The sequence below is a fragment of the Streptomyces sp. NPDC002884 genome, assembly GCF_040295245.1.
GTDB lineage: Bacteria > Actinomycetota > Actinomycetes > Streptomycetales > Streptomycetaceae > Streptomyces.
In genome coordinates, this window is sequence record NZ_JBEOVB010000040.1 from 39,697 (window position 1) to 58,642 (window position 18,946).

General features: G+C 70.4%; 24 protein-coding genes. 5 read left to right on the top strand and 19 right to left on the bottom strand.

The features are described 5' to 3' along the window. Positions 1-7: 7 nt before the first annotated feature. From ABT070_RS40495 to ABT070_RS40505, 3 genes are all read right to left on the bottom strand, one after another. Entirely contained in the window at positions 8-475 is a 468-nt protein-coding gene (locus ABT070_RS40495; protein WP_351767954.1) for an RRQRL motif-containing zinc-binding protein, read from the bottom strand. Positions 476-808: 333 nt separating this feature from the next. Then, positions 809-1,591, bottom strand: a complete 783-nt coding sequence (locus tag ABT070_RS40500; RefSeq protein ID WP_351767955.1) for a hypothetical protein — start codon at positions 1,589-1,591, stop codon at positions 809-811. Between the two features lie 41 nt (positions 1,592-1,632). Further along, positions 1,633-2,127: a hypothetical protein gene (locus ABT070_RS40505; RefSeq protein ID WP_351767956.1), complete on the bottom strand. Its 495-nt coding sequence runs from the start codon at positions 2,125-2,127 to the stop codon at positions 1,633-1,635. A 225-nt stretch (positions 2,128-2,352) separates the two neighbouring features. Here ABT070_RS40505 and ABT070_RS40510 point away from each other — a divergent pair, with 225 nt between their 5' ends. Further along, the gene (locus tag ABT070_RS40510; RefSeq protein ID WP_171053419.1) at positions 2,353-2,514 is read left to right on the top strand and encodes a hypothetical protein; all 162 of its coding nucleotides are present in this window, start codon (positions 2,353-2,355) and stop codon (positions 2,512-2,514) included. A gap of 1 nt (position 2,515) precedes the next feature. Here ABT070_RS40510 and ABT070_RS40515 read toward each other — a convergent pair whose 3' ends face one another. The 16 genes from ABT070_RS40515 to ABT070_RS40590 form a co-directional block, all read right to left on the bottom strand. Then, complete coding sequence (locus tag ABT070_RS40515) at positions 2,516-2,704, bottom strand: hypothetical protein (RefSeq protein ID WP_351767957.1); 189 nt, start codon at positions 2,702-2,704, stop codon at positions 2,516-2,518. 83 nt (positions 2,705-2,787) lie between these two features. Continuing rightward, complete coding sequence (locus tag ABT070_RS40520) at positions 2,788-4,932, bottom strand: chromosome segregation protein ParM (protein ID WP_351767958.1); 2,145 nt, start codon at positions 4,930-4,932, stop codon at positions 2,788-2,790. Between the two features lie 83 nt (positions 4,933-5,015). After that, positions 5,016-5,456, bottom strand: a complete 441-nt coding sequence (locus ABT070_RS40525) for a conjugal transfer protein TraB (RefSeq protein ID WP_351767959.1) — start codon at positions 5,454-5,456, stop codon at positions 5,016-5,018. A gap of 16 nt (positions 5,457-5,472) precedes the next feature. Continuing rightward, positions 5,473-7,203, bottom strand: coding sequence for an ATP/GTP-binding protein (locus ABT070_RS40530; RefSeq protein ID WP_451102725.1), 1,731 nt, complete (start codon positions 7,201-7,203; stop codon positions 5,473-5,475). A 559-nt stretch (positions 7,204-7,762) separates the two neighbouring features. Next, positions 7,763-8,071, bottom strand: a complete 309-nt coding sequence (locus ABT070_RS40535; RefSeq protein WP_351767961.1) for a hypothetical protein — start codon at positions 8,069-8,071, stop codon at positions 7,763-7,765. After that, on the bottom strand, positions 8,068-8,547 hold the full coding sequence (locus tag ABT070_RS40540; RefSeq protein ID WP_351767962.1) for a hypothetical protein: 480 nt from the start codon (positions 8,545-8,547) through the stop codon (positions 8,068-8,070). The genes ABT070_RS40535 and ABT070_RS40540 overlap by 4 nt, the downstream gene beginning before the upstream one ends. Positions 8,548-8,662: 115 nt before the next feature. Beyond that, entirely contained in the window at positions 8,663-10,864 is a 2,202-nt protein-coding gene (locus ABT070_RS40545) for a coiled-coil domain-containing protein (protein WP_351767963.1), read from the bottom strand. A 219-nt stretch (positions 10,865-11,083) separates the two neighbouring features. After that, the gene (locus tag ABT070_RS40550) at positions 11,084-11,275 is read right to left on the bottom strand and encodes a DUF5999 family protein (RefSeq protein ID WP_351767983.1); all 192 of its coding nucleotides are present in this window, start codon (positions 11,273-11,275) and stop codon (positions 11,084-11,086) included. A 212-nt stretch (positions 11,276-11,487) separates the two neighbouring features. Continuing rightward, positions 11,488-11,811 (bottom strand): WhiB family transcriptional regulator, encoded by a 324-nt coding sequence (locus ABT070_RS40555; protein ID WP_351767964.1) that lies wholly within the window; start codon positions 11,809-11,811, stop codon positions 11,488-11,490. Positions 11,812-11,908: 97 nt separating this feature from the next. Then, complete coding sequence (locus ABT070_RS40560) at positions 11,909-12,085, bottom strand: hypothetical protein (protein WP_351767965.1); 177 nt, start codon at positions 12,083-12,085, stop codon at positions 11,909-11,911. Next, positions 12,078-12,281, bottom strand: a complete 204-nt coding sequence (locus ABT070_RS40565; RefSeq protein WP_351767966.1) for a hypothetical protein — start codon at positions 12,279-12,281, stop codon at positions 12,078-12,080. The genes ABT070_RS40560 and ABT070_RS40565 overlap by 8 nt, the downstream gene beginning before the upstream one ends. 130 nt (positions 12,282-12,411) lie before the next feature. Then, positions 12,412-12,693 (bottom strand): hypothetical protein, encoded by a 282-nt coding sequence (locus tag ABT070_RS40570; RefSeq protein WP_351767967.1) that lies wholly within the window; start codon positions 12,691-12,693, stop codon positions 12,412-12,414. 154 nt (positions 12,694-12,847) lie between these two features. Beyond that, positions 12,848-13,138 (bottom strand): hypothetical protein, encoded by a 291-nt coding sequence (locus tag ABT070_RS40575; RefSeq protein ID WP_351767968.1) that lies wholly within the window; start codon positions 13,136-13,138, stop codon positions 12,848-12,850. Continuing rightward, complete coding sequence (locus tag ABT070_RS40580) at positions 13,135-13,305, bottom strand: hypothetical protein (RefSeq protein WP_351767969.1); 171 nt, start codon at positions 13,303-13,305, stop codon at positions 13,135-13,137. Before ABT070_RS40580 ends, ABT070_RS40575 begins: the two co-directional genes overlap by 4 nt. Positions 13,306-13,461: 156 nt before the next feature. After that, positions 13,462-13,626, bottom strand: a complete 165-nt coding sequence (locus ABT070_RS40585; RefSeq protein WP_351767970.1) for a hypothetical protein — start codon at positions 13,624-13,626, stop codon at positions 13,462-13,464. A 104-nt stretch (positions 13,627-13,730) separates the two neighbouring features. Further along, positions 13,731-14,339 (bottom strand): hypothetical protein, encoded by a 609-nt coding sequence (locus ABT070_RS40590; protein ID WP_351767971.1) that lies wholly within the window; start codon positions 14,337-14,339, stop codon positions 13,731-13,733. Between the two features lie 359 nt (positions 14,340-14,698). Between ABT070_RS40590 and ABT070_RS40595 the strand changes: the two genes are divergently transcribed. The 4 genes from ABT070_RS40595 to ABT070_RS40610 all read left to right on the top strand — a co-directional run bounded on the left by ABT070_RS40595 (position 14,699) and on the right by ABT070_RS40610 (position 18,281). Further along, entirely contained in the window at positions 14,699-15,457 is a 759-nt protein-coding gene (locus ABT070_RS40595; protein WP_351767972.1) for a GntR family transcriptional regulator, read from the top strand. Then, positions 15,454-16,164: a P-loop nucleotide/nucleoside kinase family protein gene (locus ABT070_RS40600; RefSeq protein WP_351767973.1), complete on the top strand. Its 711-nt coding sequence runs from the start codon at positions 15,454-15,456 to the stop codon at positions 16,162-16,164. Before ABT070_RS40595 ends, ABT070_RS40600 begins: the two co-directional genes overlap by 4 nt. A 141-nt stretch (positions 16,165-16,305) precedes the next feature. Beyond that, a complete protein-coding gene (locus ABT070_RS40605) occupies positions 16,306-17,625 on the top strand; it encodes an NsdA family TPR-like regulatory protein (protein ID WP_502990198.1) in 1,320 nt (439 codons plus the stop codon). Next, the gene (locus ABT070_RS40610; protein ID WP_351767975.1) at positions 17,622-18,281 is read left to right on the top strand and encodes a GIY-YIG nuclease family protein; all 660 of its coding nucleotides are present in this window, start codon (positions 17,622-17,624) and stop codon (positions 18,279-18,281) included. Before ABT070_RS40605 ends, ABT070_RS40610 begins: the two co-directional genes overlap by 4 nt. Positions 18,282-18,946: the final 665 nt, after the last annotated feature.

Below are 18,946 nucleotides of genomic sequence, written 5' to 3' on the forward strand. Positions count from 1 at the left end.
GCCTGGCTCACGCGGCCAGCCTGTGAACGGCCGGGGCCGGGAGCGTCATAAGGCTGCTGGGGTCGACGGGGGTTCCGTCGAAGCACTCCAGGCAGCAGCCGAGCTTCTTCGAGAGGCAGATGTAGAACCGCCTCCGGCACTGGCCACAGGTCTGCCTGGCGGCCATCGCCTGATCGAGGGCCCACTCCTGAGCGAGCGTCGACGTCCTCTTGGGCTTGGCCAAGTCGACGCGGAGCAGGAAGCCGCGGGTGGGGTGGGTGCACGACCACTGCGGGCGGGTGGCGCACAGCTTGCAGCGCAAGATCGCGACCGGGCCCTCGTTGTCGCCGGGGCTCAGGCCCATGTCCCGTAACTGCCGCCTGGTCACGAGCCCTTCGGGCACCGTGCTGCGGTCGTACTCGGGCAGTCCTGCGTCGCCGCGCGGCACCCGGTTCACCTCGCGGCGGCGGCGGCGCTTCTTCCTCAGACGCGGCATCACCTGCTCCAGGCGTCGGGCAGCCGGTCGGGGCGGTGCGGGTAGCGGGGGCCGGGACGCTGCGGGCGGGGCCGGCCGATCCGGCGGCGCGGGCGGGGGATGAGCACGAGCAGTTCCTCCAACGGTCGGTGGACAGCGCTGCGCCCCGCCGACGTCGTGCTGGTGTCGGCGGGCGCTACGTGCGGCCGGGCGGCCTGTCCGGTCCTCGCCCGGCCCGGGTGCGGGGCGGGCGAGGACCAGGCAGGGCGTCAGGTCAGCGGGCGGTGCGGAAGCGGCGGGCCTCGACCGCAGCCGGTCGAAGCGGGTCGGGTGGGCGTGCGGTGGTGGTGCTGGTCAGCGCTGGAGCGGGTGGATGTTGTCGGGACCGAGGTCGTCGCCCGCCGGGGTGGGGGCAGGGATCGTGGCGTGCAGGTGGAGCGCGGGGTTGAACTGGTACTGCGGCGGGTGGTTGTGGACGACGGGCCGAAGCGTCAGGCCGCGCAGGGCGAACATGCTGGCTAGGGCCCACATGAGGGCGGCGAGCCCGGTGGCGGCGGCGCGGCCCCCGGCCGGGGCGGTGGACCAGATCATGGCGAGGCTGCCGATCCCGAACAGCAGCCAGGCGATGCGGGCGCCGGCGTTGCCGAAGAACCCGCCGACCAGGCCGAGCAGCCCGGTCAGCTGCCAGAACGCGTACAGGGCGGCCGGGGCGACGGACAGGTGCGCGGCCTGGTCGGCGAGGAAAGCGTGGACGGGGTGGTCGACTGTGCCCCACAGGCCGCCGCCGTCGCTGCTGCTGGTGGCCGGGACGGCGGACAGGCCCTCGAGCGCGGCGGAGGCGATGTCGCCGGCGGCGTCCAGCATCAGCACGATGAGGCTGAGCCCGCCGACCAGCGCGGCGGCCTTGATCCAGTTGGCGACCTCGTGCCAGCTGGCGTGCCGGGCCTGGAAGACCTCCTCCCACCGCTGGTAGAGGAAGCCGCCTTCCTCCCACGACGCCTTCCACGCGGCGCGCAGCCCGGCGAAGCGCTTCGGGTGGGGCCAGTCCTTCGCGTCGACCGGCGGGGGCGTCTGGTTGAGGACGTCGACGAAGGACGGGTTGTCCTGGCCGTTGACCGGCTTGTCGTTGTGCGTCATGGCGTGGCTGCTCCTTCTGCTGGAGGGCGGTGGTGGGCGGGTCAGCGGATCTCGTTGCGGGTGCGGGCGAAGAACGCCCCGCGCGTGGTGCTGTTGTTGTGGATCTCGGTGTGGTGGGTGACCGGACCCTCGAAGACGTTCTTGGTGACGGCCGCGCGGGCCTTGCTGATCGCGCCGCCGATGGCGGTGGCGGCCATGGCCAGGCCCGCGAACGGCAGGGTGACCATGAGGACGCCGTTCAACGTGACCGAGGACAGGCCCTGGAGCACGAGCCAGGCACCGCAGCCGATGCCGGTGATCCCGGCGCCCACTCCGATGGAGGCCACCGCGATTCCAGCCGCCCAGGCCGGGACGATCCGGTGGTCCTCCTGCCGCACGGGCGGGGTGGTGCCGAAGGCCGGCGGCTCGGTGTCGTCGCGGAACGCGGTGGGGTGGTGGCGCACGGGCTTGCCCGCCCACTCGTCGAGCAGACGACGGGCTTCGGCCGCGGCCTCGGACTCGGGCATGCCGGACTGGGTGGTGTTCAGGGGGTCCATCGGGGTTCTCCGATCACGCGGGAAGGGGCGCGCGCCCTCCTGGCCGTGACGGCTGGGAGGCGCGTGGGGGAGTGGCCGCGCGCAACGGCGAGGGGCGTCGCCGGAGTCGTGTCCGGCGGCGCCCTTCGGCGTTGTTCAGCAGGTGAGTTGGGTCTGACGGGTGGGTAGTCACCGCACCGGCGCCCCGGGCATCCTCGATCCGACAGGCGCGGGGGAGGGAATCGGGTGGAGTTCGTCTTCGAGTGCGGATGGTGCGGCGGGGACAACTACTTCGTCGGCAAGCAGGTCGGCTTCTGGGTCGACAAGTGGGAGATCCCGTCGGAGTGGGACTGCCGCTTTTGCGACGGGCTCAACTACACGCCCGACCCGCCGTGGACCGAGGCGTAGGTCACAAGTTGGAGATCAGTCCGGCGAGCGAGGCCAGGCCGCTGTTGATGGTCGGGGCCAGGCCGGTTGCAGCGAGGGTGAAGCCGAACAGCGTGCAGGTCAACGCGGAGCCGACGCGGACGTAGCCGCCCTTGACCAGGACGACGACGATGATGCCCAGCAGCGCGGCGGCGGAGATGGACAGGGCCACAGTGGTGGTGCTCCTTCGCAAGGGATGGGGCGGGGCCGGCCGCGCTGGGGCGGTCCGGCCCCGTGACGGGTGGGTGGGTGTGATCAGGCGTCGGTGAGGCTCTTGATGGCTTCCAGCGCCTGGCGGGGAGAGGCGACCTGCTCGGAGCGACGAGCGCCGCCCCTAGAGCTGCGGCCGCCGCCCTTGCCGCCTCCGCCTCCGCCGCCGCGCCGGCGGGAGCGGCCGTCGCCGTCGTCGTCCTCGTCGGGCTCGGGCCAGAACTCGCCGGGCCGCACGGGCTCGTTCCAGTCGAACCACAGGCCGCGCTTCTCCAGCTCGCTGATCTCGTGGTCGGTGAGCCGGTTGACCTCGTCGGGGAACAGCTCGGAGAGGTCGGTGTCGAAGTCCGCGTACAGCGACCGCATCAGGACGGCGCGGCCGTTGTCGAGGACGATGACCGCGACGCCGCCCGTGGAGACGCCGTTCTCCGGGTCGGCCTCGCCGCGCATGGCCCGCTCGATCGCGGAGCCTTCGCTGCGGGAGTAGCGGGCCGGGATGGTCGGCACGTCGTAGGCGTTCTCCATGGTGCCCTCCGCCGCCTTGCGGGTGGCGCCGGGCGAACCCATGTTGAAGATGACCGGCCTCGAGTTCTGCCGCAGGTTGTCCTTCATCTCGGTGGAGAACCCGTTATGCGCGAAGGGGCTCTGTCCGGCGGGGTTGAAGCCGATGCCGTACTTCAGGCCGGTGACCGTGAGATCCTCGCCATCCTTCTGGATGAACTCGCCAAAGTCCGCGTCCTGCGCCGCAGTCATGAACTCATCGCCGTAGACGTTGAGCTGCCGGTAGGGGCAGCGCGGGTCGCCCGGCTTGTAGTCGTGCGGCTGACCGTCGTGCGGCCAGGGCATCTCCGCCCTGATCTCGCACAGCGCCTTCGCCGCCCGCAGCGAGCGGGCCATCCACAGCGCGTTCGAGCCCTGCCGGTCGATGTACCGGCCGAGCACGGTGGTCTTCTCGTCCTTGCGGACGGTGCCCAGCCACACGACCTCCCCGTCCAGGGACTGGGCGGCCATGTGGATCGCGAAGAACTGCGTCTTGCCGGACCGGCTGACCCCGAGGGTCAGACCGTGCGCCGGGGCGTTCTTGTCGTGCTGGTACACCATCGTCTTCACCGGCTGGCCGGTGATGGTGAACCCGCATGCGTACATGCCCTTGTCGTCCGGGGTGAGCAGCTCGCGGGTCGCCCGGAAGATCTGCGACAGCGGCGGCTCATCGAACACGCTGATCAGGAACTCCGAGCCGTCGATGAGGACGAACACGCAGGAGTCGTCCTCTGGCAAGCCCAGTGCGCGGCAGACCTTGGGCAGGTCAATGCGCGGGGTCTCGGTGGAGTCGGCCATCTTGGCCCGGTAGAAGGTCACCCCGCGTTCGTCGTCGCGGGTCTTGTGGACCAGCTCGGAGCCGGGGGCGCCGCCCTTGGACCCGCCGACCCGGTCCGTCCAGCGCTCCTGCGCGGTCGGCTTGGTGCGCCGCCGGGCGTTGGCGTCGGGGGTGATGCGGGCCTCCATCCAGCCAGGGCCGCCCTGGCGACCGGGCTGGATGGCGACCTCCGCCAGGACCACGTCGCTGGAGTGCACGCCGAACGGCGCGGCGACCGCGGCCTCGGACAGGCCGGTGATCGGCCGTCCGGGCTCCGAGGCGCGCAGCAGGATCGTCATGTCGTGCTGCATGCCGGTGTGCCGGGTGGCCTTGACGATGTGCGTGCGGGCGGGCATCCCGGCCTGCTCCCACAGCAGCCGCGCGTCGCGGGTGAGCAGGTCGGCTCCGTCGTCCGGGACGGCCGGGGACGGCTCGGGCACTTCAGCCGGCGCCGGGTGCGGGGCCGGGGCCGCGACGGAGGGACGGTGACGGCGGCGGGTGTGCCGGGAGAACGGCATCACCAGGTAGCCGGCCGCCACCCATCCAGCGGCGAGCAGCCCGTCCAGCCAGTACGGGCCGAAGCCGCCGGTGTGCCCGGCAGCGACGTCGACGGCGGCGGCCAGGACCAGCGGGGACCAGCGCAAGATCCTGCGCCCGGCACCGGGCTCATCGCTCTTGCAGGCGAGGAACCATGCCCCGGCCCCGGCCACACCGGCAAGCTGCACGACATGGTTGACGGGACTGTCGGGGTAGACGTTGGGCGCCACGGCCAGCACGGGCGCGGCGAGAGTGTAGGCGAGGCGTTCGAGCGCGACGCTGCGCGGCGTGGTCACCGGTATCTCCTTCGGCGAATGGAACGGGCGGCCCTGCAACATCTGCGGGGCCGCCCGTGACGGGGGTGGGTGGGGGAGCGGGGTCAGCGGTTGAAGAACCCGGGCCGGGGCGTCTTCTCGCGTCGGCCTGAGCGGATGTCGTCGAGCGCGCCGTAGAGCTTGGAGTGGGTGCGTTTGGTCTCGTGGGTGAGGTTGGCGGTCTCCTGTGCGGTGTCATGCAGCTTCTCGACCTGCACTCCGGCGCCCCCGAGGGCGACACTGACGTTGCTGGTCAGTTCCACGAACTTCGGGTCGAGTTCGGCGTTGTCGACGTCGCGGGCCGCGTCCTCGGCACGCTTGGCGTTCTTCTTGATGCTGCGTAGGAGTTCCTCCAGATCGAGCCCGGCGTCGTCGAGCGCGCGCCCGAGGATCTCGAGCTTGGCCTGGACGGCCTTGTAGCGGTTGTCGCCGTCAGTCGGGGCGAGAGCTTTGTCGGGGCCATAGGGGGCGTCGATCCAGTAGCCGGGAGGCGGGAGGTCGTTCATCAGCGAGCCTTTCTGCTCAGTCGTGGTGTGCGGCGGCCGATGTGTAGTTCAGGCCCGCGTCTTCCTTCGCTGCCATGTCCTGGCCGTAGATGCGGGCGACCATGGTGGCCGCGAGCATGGCTGCCTCCAGGGCCAGCCCGCACTCGCTGGCGCATCGTTCGGCGAGCTGCTTCAACCGGGCCGCGGCGTCGGCCAGGTCCGAGATCAGCTCGGTGACCTCGGTGGTGACGTTGTGGTCGCCGATCAGGTCGGTGGCCATGTCGCGCAGGGCGTCGGCAACCTTGTCGAGGGCCTCCGCAAGGGCTTCGGCACGCTCCTGGTCGGAGGCGGCCTGGACGGCGATGTTCGCCATCTCCATCAGGTACTCGTCGAACGTGATGTCCGTGCGGTGCTGGGCGGCGAGGCCACCCCCACCGGACGGCCTGCTGACCTGCGAGCTGCTCACGCTGCTCCCTTCCGTGCTGGTCGGTCGGCTGGTGCCGGGCCGTGCGTTGTGCGGCTCCGGCGCGGGCGGCATGTCCCTCACGCCGGTCGTCATGGCCGCCGGGCCGTCGGGGACGATGTCGGCGTCGACGATGTCGTCCTCGCCCTTGGCGTCGGTGCGCGGCGGGCGGGCGGGACGGTCGGGCCACTCCACCGTGGGGGTGGAGTCCTCCGGGCCGAACGGGCTGTCCGCCGGACGCCCGCGCCCCGTACGACCGGTGCGACCCGTACGATCGCGCCCCGTCCGGCCGGTGCGACCGGTGCGACGGCGGGTGCGTCCGCGCCGTCCGGCCCGGCCCGTGGTGCCGGTGCGCCGGAGCCGGAACCGGCGCCGCTTCCTCGCACCGTCACCGGCCGTTGAGTCGGTGCCCGGCGTATCACCCGCCTTGCCGTCCTTCGCGGCGCTGGAGGCCCCGTCAGGGGCGTCCTTGGCGTCCTTGCCGTCGGTGCCCCTGGCCTTGGAGCCCTTGTCCTTGGTCAGGTTCACCCTCTCGGTGCCGGCCGCCTTGGCGGCCTTCGCGTCGGCGCGGCGCTTGTCGAAGCGGCGCTGGGCTTCCTCGCCGATGGCCTTGCCCAACGTGGTGCGGCCCGGTTCGGCCGACGCCGCGGCTTCCCGCTTCGCCTCCCGAGCCTCCGCCCGCTGCGCCTTCCTGGCCCGGCGGTCCTCCCACGCCTGCTGCCGCTGGGCGCGGGCCTGGTCGCGGTCCTTGCTCCGGTCCGCGACACCGGCGGCGCGCCGCTCCTGCCGCCCGGTCTGCCGGGCCCCGGCGCGCTCCTGGCGGCCGCGGGCCCGCTCTGCACGGGCGCCGGACGCCTGACTGGCGCCGTCACCCCGGGAGTTGCCGTTCCGGCCGGAGCCGCCAGAACCCGTCTGCGGGCCTTTCGGCCCCCCGGGCTGACCGCTGCGCCCGGAACCGGCTGCGCGGCCGCCAGAGCCCGACTGGGAGCCCTTCGTGCCGCCCTTGCCGCCTCCACCGCCTCCGGTAGATCCAGACCCCGAACGACCCCCGGGGCCGCCGGAGTTGGAGCCGCGCGAGGCCCCGGACCGGTTCGGCCCGGCGCCGGAGTTGTTGTGGGACGGCCCGCTGCCGCCCCCGCCGCGCAAGGACCCGCCCCCGCCGCCGGCCTTCGAGCGGCCCTTGTCCGCCCCCAGACCGGAGGCGGACGACTTCGCGCGGTCGACATCGGCCTTTCCGCGTGCCGCCGCCTTGTCGCCCTTCGCTTTCAGCATCGCGGCGTGGAGCTTTCCGTTCTGCTCCATCATCGCGACTTCCTGCGCCGTGCGGCCCTCCAGCATCGCCGCCTTCCGTGCTATTTCAGCCTCACGGAAAGGCGCTTCGCTTTCATGGTTGGCCCGCGCCATTTCTAGTCGGAATTCCAGCCAGTCACCGAGACGGTCAGCGAGAGAACGAGGCTGTTCGTATTCACCTTCCTCGTATTCGCCTTCGTCCTCACCGGCTTCCGGTGCGGCGATTCCTTCGGAACGCAGCGCCGTTGACGGGTCCGGGGCGGCCGGAATCGGCGGCAGTTCCATCGTCGTCTCCTCCGGGGTCTCCGGGGGAGCGGCCGGAATGTCTTCCGGCGGCGGAATGGTGTCGATGAAATCCGGCGTCGGCGGCAGCGAGTACGTGGAATCGCCGCTCCACGGGCCGTGGACCAGGGTTCCGCCGCCGGTGCGGTCGGGGTCGTCGGACACGGGCACCTCCCTTCCAGGGACTTGACAGACAGTGGGGTCTCGTGTGCATGCGCGTGCACGTGCACGTGTGCACGTTTTACGCGCGCGAGGCCCCGCCGGAGCCCAGCGGGGCCTTCGTGGGTGACGGTCAGTTACGCGGGCCGTGCTGCTTGATGACGGTGTCCGCGTACTGCATGAGGTGGTCGAACAGCCGCGGGTCGCCCGCCTGCCGCCTCTCCAGGACGAGCTTGAAGAGGCGGCAGACCAGCGTGAAAGCGGCGATGACATCGCCGCGTCCGGCCTTGGTTTCCCTGCTGATTTCGGACCGAGTAACGCGGAGCCAGAATTCCATCCGGCCGATTTCCCCGCGACTTTCGATCGCCCTGCGCTCTTCGTCCCGCAGCCAGCTGTTCCGCCCTTGAATGGAGCGTTCGGCGCTGCTGAGGGGGCGCGTCACGCCGACTCCCTATTACCGAGGTCGTAAATCGACGTGGGACCACCATACCCGGAATTCTGGCCCTGCACACCCTGCTGCGGTCGATTGGGCGCGGCCTGGAGGCTCGGCGGGTTCTTCTTACGCTGCTTTTCCAGCTCCTTTTCCTTCCTGCCCTTGGCCGTATTCACCACGGTCTCGTCGTGGGCGCGGCGCTTATAGGCGCTCTTTTCCAGGCCCTCGGTGAGGTTGTTCAGGTTCTTGAGCACGTTCCCGAGGGCCTTTTCGACGGGCATCGCGCGCATCCTGGCGTGGTACCAGCGGTCGCCCTCCACGTGCGTGTCGCGCAGGTGAACGCGGGTCTCGTGCGCGAGGGTCTCCAGGTTCTTGCCGATGTCCAGCAGGACCCGCTGAACGTCGGCCAGGTACCGGGCGGTTGCCTCCGGGCTCTGCGCGACGTCGCGCAGAGGTGCATAATTCGGGTCGTTGTTGCTGTTCACGGCGGGGATTCCCTCCTGGTGTACTGGTGGGGCTGTCGACTGCTTCCGGCAGTCGCAGCGAGGGCCAGCCCACTTCCGATGGGCTGGCCCTCACTGCTGTGTGCCGGACGGTGGATCAGGTCAGGTACTTGTCCGCGTCCTCGGGGCGCAGCAAGCCAGCCTGGGAGAGCAGGCGCACCGCGCGGGGCTGGTTGACGCTGAGCTTGGTGCGGGCCTGGTAGAGGGTGACGAAGCCGTCCGCGTCACGCGGCAGGTCCTGTACGAGTGGCAGGAGTTCAGCGTCCGTGCGTACAGGCGTACCGAGACGGTCCGTACCCGCCGTACCGCTGGTTCCGGTTGCCGAAGGGGATGCGGCGCTCGTACCTGTACGGGCCTCCGGTACGCCGTCGCCGGCGGTCTGTGTACGGACGCTGACGGCACCGGTGCGTGCCTGTACGGCCGCACTGGTCGTACCGGTGCGTCCCGCAGCCGCTGTACCTGTACGCACCGCCCCGTCGGGGGTGGTGCGTACGCCACCTGTACGGTCGCCGTACGGCCTGGTCACCGCCACTTCGGTCCCACCCTCGTGCGGCGGGTGCGGGGCGGCGTGTACAGAGTCTGTACCGTCCCGTCCGAGGCCCGTCCCATCCAGCCGTACCGAGCCGTGAGCGGTGTACAGGTCGCGGCTGGCAGCCCCTGTACGGCTGGACGACGTGCCGTCCGTACCGTCGGGACGCCGTTGTGTACCTGTACGGGCGGGCGTTCCGTTTCCGCTGTCCGTACCGGTACGGCCGCCCGCAGCAGCCGTACCGGCGTGTCCGTCCGTACCGTCGTCGTGCATGAGTGCGTGGACGCGCCAGATGACGGCCACGAAGATCAGTACGACGAACGTGGTCAGCTGCCACGGTGCCGACTGGCCTTCCTTGACGATGTGGGCCTGCTCGGACAGGTGGTACGTCACGTTCGCCGACGCCATCAGCAGCAGCGCGTAGGGGATGTCCTTCTTGGCGCGGAACGCGGTGACGCAGTAGACGTCGATGCTGACGGGCAGCAGCGGGGCGACGTACTGGTTGATGCCGACCATGCGGGCCAGTTCGTACTCGCCGGAGGCGGCGAGGCCAACGCCGGCGGCGAGCGCGATCCACGGGGCGGTCGTCCATGCCTTGCGGCTGAGGTTCTGCTGCCAGCCGCGCCAGCGGGAGTTGGCCCGCTTTGCCTCCCGGGCCTCCTCGAGGAGCCGGCGGGCGCGGGACTCATCCGCCTGTGCCCGATCGGTGATGCCCTTCGCCTTGCGCTCCGCCTCCGTAGTGATGCGGCTCGCTTCCTTCTGGGCGGCCTCCCGCAGCTGCGCCGCGACGATCTTGGCTTCCTCCCGCAGCCGCTCGCGCTGCTTGTCGCACGCCTGCTTGAGCCCGGCGAGCTCGTCGACGAGGGCCTTGCGCTTGGTCGCGGCCTCCGTGTCGAACTGGTCGGTGAGCTCGCGCAGCTTCTCGCGCAGCGCGGTGCGGGCCTGCTCCGCCTCGGTGTGCGCGGCGGCAACGTACCGGTCGGCTTCGCGGCGTCGGTGGTCGGCGGCCTTGACCGCGTCCGCGTACAGCGCCGCCGCCTCCGCGCGGCGGCCGTCGTACTGCTCAGCCGCCGTCACCCCCAGCTGGGCGAACCGCTCACGGGCCTGGTCGACCTCCTGCTGCGCCGCGGCCACCAGTTCGTCGGCCTGCTCCTGCGCGCGGGCGAGGATCCCGCCGGCCTCAATGCGGCGCTGGTCGACCAGGGCGCCGATCTCGGTGAGGTCGGCCTCCGCCAGGCGGCGCAGCTCGGCAACCGCCTTGCCTGTCGCCTCACGGTCGGTGGTGACCAGCTCGGTCAGGTCGGCGACCTGCGCGCGGGCCTCCTTCACGAGGGTCTCGGCACGGTCGCGGGCTTCCGTCAGGAGCCTGTCGGCCTCGCCGCGCGCCGCCTCCAGGTCATTCTTCGCCGCCGCGCGCTGGGCGGTGGCCTCCTGGTCGGCGTCGGCGGTGATGTCCGCGGCGCGGGTCTGCGCCTCGGTCATCAGCACGGTGACCTGCTTGTGCGTGTCGGCGACGGTGCGCGCGGCCGCCGTCTCGGCTTCCGCTTGGAGGGCGTCGGCCTGCTCGCGCGCGGTGTCGATGACGTCGACGGCCCGGTCCCGGGCGTCCGCGACGCGGGCCAGCGCCTCGAAGTCCACCTCCGTCTCCGTGATCCCGGCCGGGGTCTCGGAAACGCCGGGGGCGGGGGAGGCGGTGGGCTGCACATCCGGACGGGTTGCCGCCGGCTTCTTGCGGACGGTGGGCCTCTTACGGGTTCGGCTGGCGGCCACGCCGCCTCCTCTCGGATCAGGCCGCCGCCCCGAAGAGGAGGCGGCGGCCGGGGTGTGCGGGGTCAGTTCTGTGAGGCGGGAGCGATCAGGGCTGCGGCTGGGGGCGACGACGCCGGTGCGCCCGGACTCGTCGAGCCGCCGTTGGACTGTCCGGCTCCCTGTCACCGCCCGACCCGGCCGCCAGGGTTCGGCGGCCGGTGCGGGCGGATCGGGCAGCCGTCAGGCCGTGGCCACGAGAGGCCGGCGAGGGGCGATGACCCGGCCGTCGGGAAGCAGCTCCCCGGTGTCCTCGAAGAGCAGGAGGCCGTTGCACAGCAGGCTCCAGCCCTGCTCCGGATGGGCGGCCACGACGTGCGCGGCCTCCCGGTCCGGACTGGCGGCGGTCGGGCACTTCGGGGTATGCGTGCACAGCGAGTCCGGCAGCCGGGTGGCAGTGACGGCGGTCGTCGCGGTGTCGAGCTGGGTGCTGCTACGCATGGGCTCTCCTGCGGGGAGGAAGCGAACCCAGGATTTTCCCGGGCTGGAGACGCACGAATAGACCGGAGCCCGCCGTACGGACAGCCGGTCCCTGGGGGTGTTGCGCGGCGGGCCGGAAGTTGCTCGCCGCTCCCGTGAGGCGGGAGTCAAGCGGAGTTTTTGCGGGCGACGCGGCGCTTCATCCGGCGCCGGTCGCCCTCGTCGGTGCCGCCCCACACGCCGTGTTCCTGACCGTTCTCCAGCGCCCACTGCAAGCAGCGCTCCATGACCGGGCAGCGACGGCACGCGGCCTTCGCCTCCTCGATCTGGAGCAGCGCGGCGCCGGTGTTGCCGATCGGGAAGAACAGGTCGGGGTCCTCGTCCTTGCAGACCGAGGCGGCCCGCCAGTGGGTGTTGACCGGCAGGCCGGCGGCGGGGGCTTGGGCGGCGCGCGTCGCCTGGAGGGTGGTTGCGATGACGGAGCGGTTCATATGAGGCCTCCCATAAGTTCCGTGCGCAACAGCCCCCGGGGTGGCCGCCCGGGGGCTGTTGCATGTGTGTCGGTGGTGGTCTGTGGCTGGCGGTTCGTCAGTGCCGTTGCTGTCGCTGGCGGTTGAGGTAGGCGTCCTGCAGCCGGGTGAAGCTCTCGAACAGCCGCTGTCCCTGCGGGCAGCGGGTGGTGTCCGTGCAGGCGGTGCAGGTGGCGTGGTGCTGGCGGTGTGCGGCGGCCGCTTTCTGGTAGCGGTCGTAGAGGTCCTCAGGCACGCGGGGGTTCCTCGTGGTGGTGTCGGTGGCGCGGGTGGCGGTCGGCGACCCGATGGCCTGCCTCCCATGCCGTGATGGCCGCCACGGCTGCGGCGGCGAGCAGGACGCGGGCGCGGGGGTGTCGGGTGCCGAGCAGGGCGGCGGCCCGGACGGCGTGGTGCTGGGCTGCCCGGGCCGCCTGTATGAGGTGCGGCATCAGTGCCCGGCGGCCCGGCAGGCGTCACAGACGCCGCCGTTCCAGTCCGAGAACCAGCAGTGGCACCAACTGCATTGACCGCCCGCCGCGAGGATCAGGCGGCGGGCGAGCGCCGCCATGCAGGCCCGCATCAGGCGTGTCCCGTTCCCTGGCAGGTGCCGCAGCGCATCCAGCCCTGCCTGGTGATTCCGCCGCTGCTGGTGTCGACGGTGTGGCCGCCGGTGCCCTGGCAGGAACCGCAGGCCTGCTGTCCGCTCGCCGCGATCTGCCGGGCGCGCATCTCCGCGACGGTGCGCGGGGCGCGCCGGCCGGCGGGGACCGCGGCGTCCTGTCGTCGGACGACGTCCAGGAGGTGCTGCCCGAGACGGCGGTGGGCGTCCTGGTCTGCCGGGGTGGGGCGGGTGCGTGTCATGCTGTCGATCACAGGAACTTGCCTTCCTGTACTGGCGGTCCCGGAGCTCTCAACCTCCGGGACCGCCGCCCTTGACTGGCCGGACAGCCAGCCACGGCCCGCCTCCCACCCCCTATCGCTCTGGCGGGGGTGGGAGAGGGACCGTGACGGATCGTCAGGCAGCCGGGGCGTAGGCAGTCTCGGTCCGGCCCTCACGCAGCAGGTAGTCAGACGTCGCCCACACCGATCCGACCGCGAACGGCTGGCCATCGGGACGCAGGGTGTCGCGGACGATGACCGCCCACCGTGCGCTGGCGCGGCGCAGCAGTTGCGCGGCCTCGCGGGGGTTGGTGATGAGCGCCAGGACCTCGAACCGGCCGTCGCTGTTCTGGTAGATCGCGCCCGGGCGGCGGGGGCCGATCTCGTCGGCGGCGGTGCGGGGCAGGGTGATGAGGGTGGGGATCATGCTGCGGCTCCGATCAGGCGGGCGAGGGTGGCGTGCCGTGCGGTGTGCTGCGGGTGGGGCCGGCCGCCGGGCTGCTGGGGCTGGCGTCCGTCGCGCTCGTGCGGCTGGGGCCGGATCGGGAGTGGCGGCCTGGTGTCCGCCAGGGCGGGGGCTGCCATGCTGTGCATCAGTGGGTCGTCCTCTCGGAAAGGGCGGACCTGCGAAAGGACCCCCGGGGTAGCCGCCCCGGGGGTCCATCGCGTGAGTGCGTCCTGCGCACTCCGCCGCCGACCGAACGCCGCTCGAAGCGGGGCGGTCGTCGGCGGGCAGCGCAGGCTGCGGAGTCAGGCGCTGATGCGGCGCGACTGCTCGGTCAGGGTGTGGATGCGGTCGGCGATTCGCGCACGCTCCGGTCGGGACAGGCCCTCTCGAGTCAGCTGCCGGCGGGCGGCATCCAGCTGGTCGCGGACGCGCTGCTGCGGAGTACGGGGGTCAGTCGGAATAGACATGGGAGTCTCCTGCGGTGGGAGCCGGCTGTCGTACGAGCAGCCACGGCCCCGGCCACCCCGATCGCTCGGGGTGGCCGGGGCCGTGGGCGTTCGTCCGAAGCAGGTCAACTCGCGCGGCGCTCGGGGTGCAGCGTCGTATGCGGCACCGTCGGCGCACCGAGCGGCGCGGCACCCGCGGGCAGCTGCGCGCGGCGGGTGTCGGCGTCGCGGACTGCGGACGCAGTCGCCGCCCACTGTTCCTTGCGCAGCAGCCACAGGGGCCGGCCGTTGCTGCGCTCGTCATCCGTCGGCGTCTGCTTCTGCGCGGCGATCTGGCTGACGGCCGGGGCGACCGCGACCTTGGGTTTGCGTCGCACGGTTGTCTTGCGGCGGTAACCGGTCTCCGCGTGACCGTCCTCCAAGCGCTCCTGCCACTTCCGGACCGTGACGTCGACCGTGATCAGGCGGTTGCTACCCAGGCGGCAGCGGACGGCGACGTCCTTGTCCGCGCGGCCGGTGTCGTGCGGCACGACCTTGGTCGTCTTGGTCCCGAGGCCGGTGATCGGCACCCATGTCTTGCAGTCGGGGCAGACCAGCGATGCGCAGACGGGGCGCAGGTCGTACTGGTGGGGCTGGAGGGTGGAGAGGGCCAGCGCCGGGCGGGCGTTGACGGTGCGGGAGCGGGTCCGGCTCCGGCGGGGGCGGGCGGTGCGCTCAAGGGTTAAAGCGGACATCTGGACTCCTCACGGACGGAGTGGCGGGGAACGCGTCGCGATGCTCTCTCTGCCCTCCGGGCCGCACGACACAAGGCCGGCGTCCCGTAGGACAGACAGCGCACAGCGCTGCGACGTGCACACAGGCGTCGCGGCCGTCAGGCTCCGGAGGAGTTCGATGGTGCTCTCGCGCCCTCAGCGAGCTGAGGACTACTCCGGCCGCCCCGAGGGGCGGACGACTACTGCGGTCTTGCGGTGGTGCTCACTCAGTGCTCCCGGGGGATCACCAAAGCCTTACCTACATCAGGTTGCATCAGGTACCCTCAGGTGTCAAGCGGTATAGTGAGGCAACCAGAGGGAATCGAAGGAGGCGAAGGCACATGCCAGGGCCACCCCGAGCCGACAACCGGCCGCCGTATGCGCGCATCGCGGGCCACTACCGCGAGCTGATCAGCTCCGGGGAGCTCTCGCCGGGTGACCTCCTGCCGAGCATCAAGGCTCTTTCCACGCAGTGGGAGGTCAGCACGGCAACCGCCGACCGAGCGATGCGGCTGCTGCGGGAAGAGAAGCTCGTGCAGGGCATCCCGGGCGTCGGCACCGAGGTGATGACGCGTCCCATCTCGCTGGCCTCCGGTTCGGAACGTCACGACCGGAGCGGCAAGACAAAGTCGGCATGGGGCGTCGGAGAGAAGTCGTCCGGCCACATGGCAGGCATAGTCGATGCCCCGGAGGACGTGGCACAGGTGTTGGGTATCTCGCCTGGTGACGACGTGATTCGTCGCAGCCGTGTCTACCGTGACACTCATGGGATCGTCTCCCACTCCACGTCCTGGATCCCTGCCGAATTCGCCCAGGTGCTCCCCGAGTTGGTTCGAAGCGAGCGCCTCAGGGGCGGGCTCTCGCTCGACCTAATCGCACGGGCCACCGGGCGCAGCGCCGTGAAGCGCGCGGATGAGGAAGGGGCCCGCATCGCGACGCATCGCGACCTCGAGCTCTTGGAGCTGGAGGCCGACACCGTTGCGGCGATCCTCGTGCTGACCTCGCAGTTCCTGGACGCCGACGGGGAACTGCTGGAGTACGGCGTGGACCTGGGCGCGCCGGGCCGCACCCGGCGGACCCTCACTGAGGTCACCCAGTGACCGCGGGCGACACAGTGCTCCTGGACGATGGCTTTGTCCACCGTCTGGAGAGCCGCTTCGGTGATCTCCTGAGGGCAGAACGCAACGACACGCTGACTCTGAAAGGACGATTCGAGATCCGCCGTATCTCCGAAGCCCTGGCCGGACAGCCGGGGCCTGCGCCTCGCGCGATCCTCATGGCCGGCCTGCAAGGTGCTGGCAAGACCACCCTCGCCCGCGCACTGGAAGGAGCCGGATTCCGGCGCCTTTGCCCTGATGAGGAGATGTTCCGCCGCTACGGGCACTACGGCCGCGACTTCCCCCGCGGCGAGTTCCTCGTTCGAGAGGCGCCTGTCCTCAAGGACATCGCCCTGGAGGTACAGCAGCTCCTGGCGACCGGACACGAGGTCGTGGTCGACCACGGATTCTGGACCCCGGAAGAGCGTGCCCTGTGGGCGGCAACCGTGATGGAGGCCGGCGGCGAGCCCGTACTGATCTACCTGCCCGCACCGCACGAGGTGCGCTGGGAACGCATCCGGGAGCGCAACGAGAAGTCGTTGGTCGATGCGAACAGCATCTCGTTCAGCGAAGAGGACCTGCTTCGTCATGCGGGGCGCTTCCGCCCTCCGGACGACGATGAACCCCACTTCGTGTACGACGGAGTTCCGGAGCACCTGTTGGCGGAGCTTCGTCGTGCGCGTCCTTCCACAGGTGACGGTCCGCATTGATCTCTGCCTCCCCCTCGCGACTCCCGGCACTCAATGGTCATGACCGTGCTCGGGGATCGCGGCTGCGGAAAGTGACATGGGCCGGTGACATTCAGAATGTCACCACCACTTGTCACCTCCGCGCGATCAAGAGTGCGTGCCATGCTCGACAGAGCCAGCCTCCCCTCTGCGGGCCTCACCCTGTCGGGGCGCAGGCTGCGCCGCTGGACCGTACAAGGAAGGGGAGTCGCAATGGACGAGCGTCCTGACTGGGCACGCCGGATGATCGAAGAACGTACGGCCCGCGACTGGTCGCAGGCCGACGCGGTGCGTGCCTTGATGGTCCGGCTCCCCGACGACCAGGAGGTCAGCGAACAGGACCTCCTTCGCCAATGGAAGCGCTGGGAGCGCGGTGATGCGCAGCCAACGAAGTACCGGTCCGTCATCGCCGCGGTCTTCAACACGACGACGGGTGCCTTTTTCCCCGAGCGGGGCCGCCGTGACGGGCGAGCCGAGATTTTGCAGGTCAGCGGCATGGACACCGTCGACATCATTGCCCGGCTGCGCGCCTCGGACGTCGACGTAGCCACCCTGGACGCCTTGCGGATCACTGCCGACCGGCTGTGCTGCGAGTACGCATACATGCCTGCCGAGCAGCTGCTCCTCGAAGGAAAAGCCTGGCTGGCGCGGGTTGTTGGCCTTCAGCACCAACGGGTGAGCTTGGCGCAGCACCGCGACATCATCGCGCTCGCCGGGAAACTCAGCCTCCTGGTGGGCTGTGTCGAGTACGACTCCGGCAGGCCGCGCGACGCTGAGGCGACCCGGCAAGCCGCGTTGATGCTCGGTCAGGAGTCAGGTGAACTGAGCGTGCAGGGGTGGGCGCACGAGATGCGTGCCTGGTTCTCACTGACCCGGGGCGACTACCGCGGGGTCATCGCAGCTGCGGAAGCCGGGATCGCCATCGCGCCGAACGAGGGCGTGGCCGCGCAGCTCTACGCGCAGCAGGCCAAGGCATGGGCACGGCTGGGGGATCGCTCGCAGACCGAGGTAGCCCTGGACAAGGGGCGCCTGCTGTTGGAGAGGATTCCGTACCCGGAGAACATCGAAGATCATTTCGTTGTTGACCCGGGCAAGTACGACTTTTACCGGATGGATGCGCTGCGCCGGGTCGGGGAGAACCGGCTCGCGGAGCAGCTGGCGAACCAGGTAATCCGGGCTGGCACCGACTTCGACGGCACGGAGCGCTCGCCCATGCGAAACGCTGAGGCCCGGGTCACCCTCGGTGTGGTCGCGGCCCGCGAAGGCGACCTCGACACCGCGCTCACGTACGGCGAGAAGGCTCTCGCCGGTGACCGGAAGAGCTTGCCGTCACTCGCAATGGTGGCCGCCGACCTCGGGCAGGCCCTCAAGTCCCACTACGCTCACGCCTCCGAGGCTCAGGAGTTCGTCGCCCATCTTCGCGAGCTGCGAGGTGGACAGTGACCGGGGCGGAACACGTATACCTAGTCGGTTCCTTCAATTCTCCGCTGGTGAAGATCGGTAGGAGCTCGAACGTTCCGCGACGGCTCGCGTCTATCCAAAGCATGTCGCCCTTGCCGCTGGTCGTTCTCCATACCTACCTCGGCGGTTCCGAACTTGAGGCGGCCTTGCACCGCCGCTTCCAGGACCGCCGGGCTCATGGAGAGTGGTTCGTCATCAACGGGGACCCAGTGGACGTGGTCAGCACTGCGGTCAACCAAATCAAGAGCGAAATGGCCCGCTCGCCCAAAGCTCGATCTTCACTGCCGAAATCCCCTCCCGCCTCGCACTTCTCGATTGCCCGAGAAGTGCCCAGCCCTAGAGACAACTCGTGCTTCCAGGCAGACCCACAGAACCGACGGGTCGTGGCATGGCCACAGAGCGGCCAGATCATGATCCGGCCCTATCACTTGTCTACTGGCACGCCGCAGTGCAGGTGCGGGCACGAAATCGGAGTTCACAGCCCTGTCCGACCCCACCACTGTGCAGTTGACGGCGGGCACGATGCCGAGTGGTGTACGTGTCTCGGCTACGAAGGACTGCTACCGCCCGGCCTGACGGGCTATGACCTGCCTGGCCACAATTGGCGGCGCTGGCGAGACGAAGGGCCACGCGCGTGAAAGTGCCCCTGCTGCACCCGACCTTCCGTCATGGCGATCCCCCTGCCGCGTGCTTCCCGTCCCACGGGACGCGGCCGGGACTCACGGCCCGCTTTCCGGGATTCACCGAAGGCTCTGTGTAACTGCCCTTCCGCTGGCGCTCAAAATCTGTTCGGATCCTGGGAACTTGCCGACTCACCAGGGCGTTTGTGCGCCTGAAAGGCTTTCACCTCGGGAAGGAGAGACTTTTTTTGACACCCCGACAGGCAAATCCGAGCGTTGCGACACGTGAACCCCAGGGGTCTCAAACGTCGAACCGAAGGAGTATCGTGGCCCCGTCATTGATCAAAAACGACGATGGCCCCCATCACCTCAGCCTTCAGCAAGCCGAGAAGGGGGCCAACGCGGCCAAGGTTCCTGTAGCGAGGATCCAAGGCCACCGACCACCCTTTCAGCGAGTCCAGGTGATCGATATGGCTCAGGGTACCCGTACCCTCCCCCCGACACACAGCACCCCGCCGTGGTACCAGCAGCGCGTGGGCGCAGGCTGGCCCTTCGGCGGGGTGTTCGTGCTGCCCAGGGAGCCCCGTCCCTCTACTGAGGGGGTTGGGATGAGGTAGGTCATCGGGGGCGGCGCCTGCATCGCAGGGCTTCTGGCCGCCCCGGGCTGACTGGTCTTTGGTGAT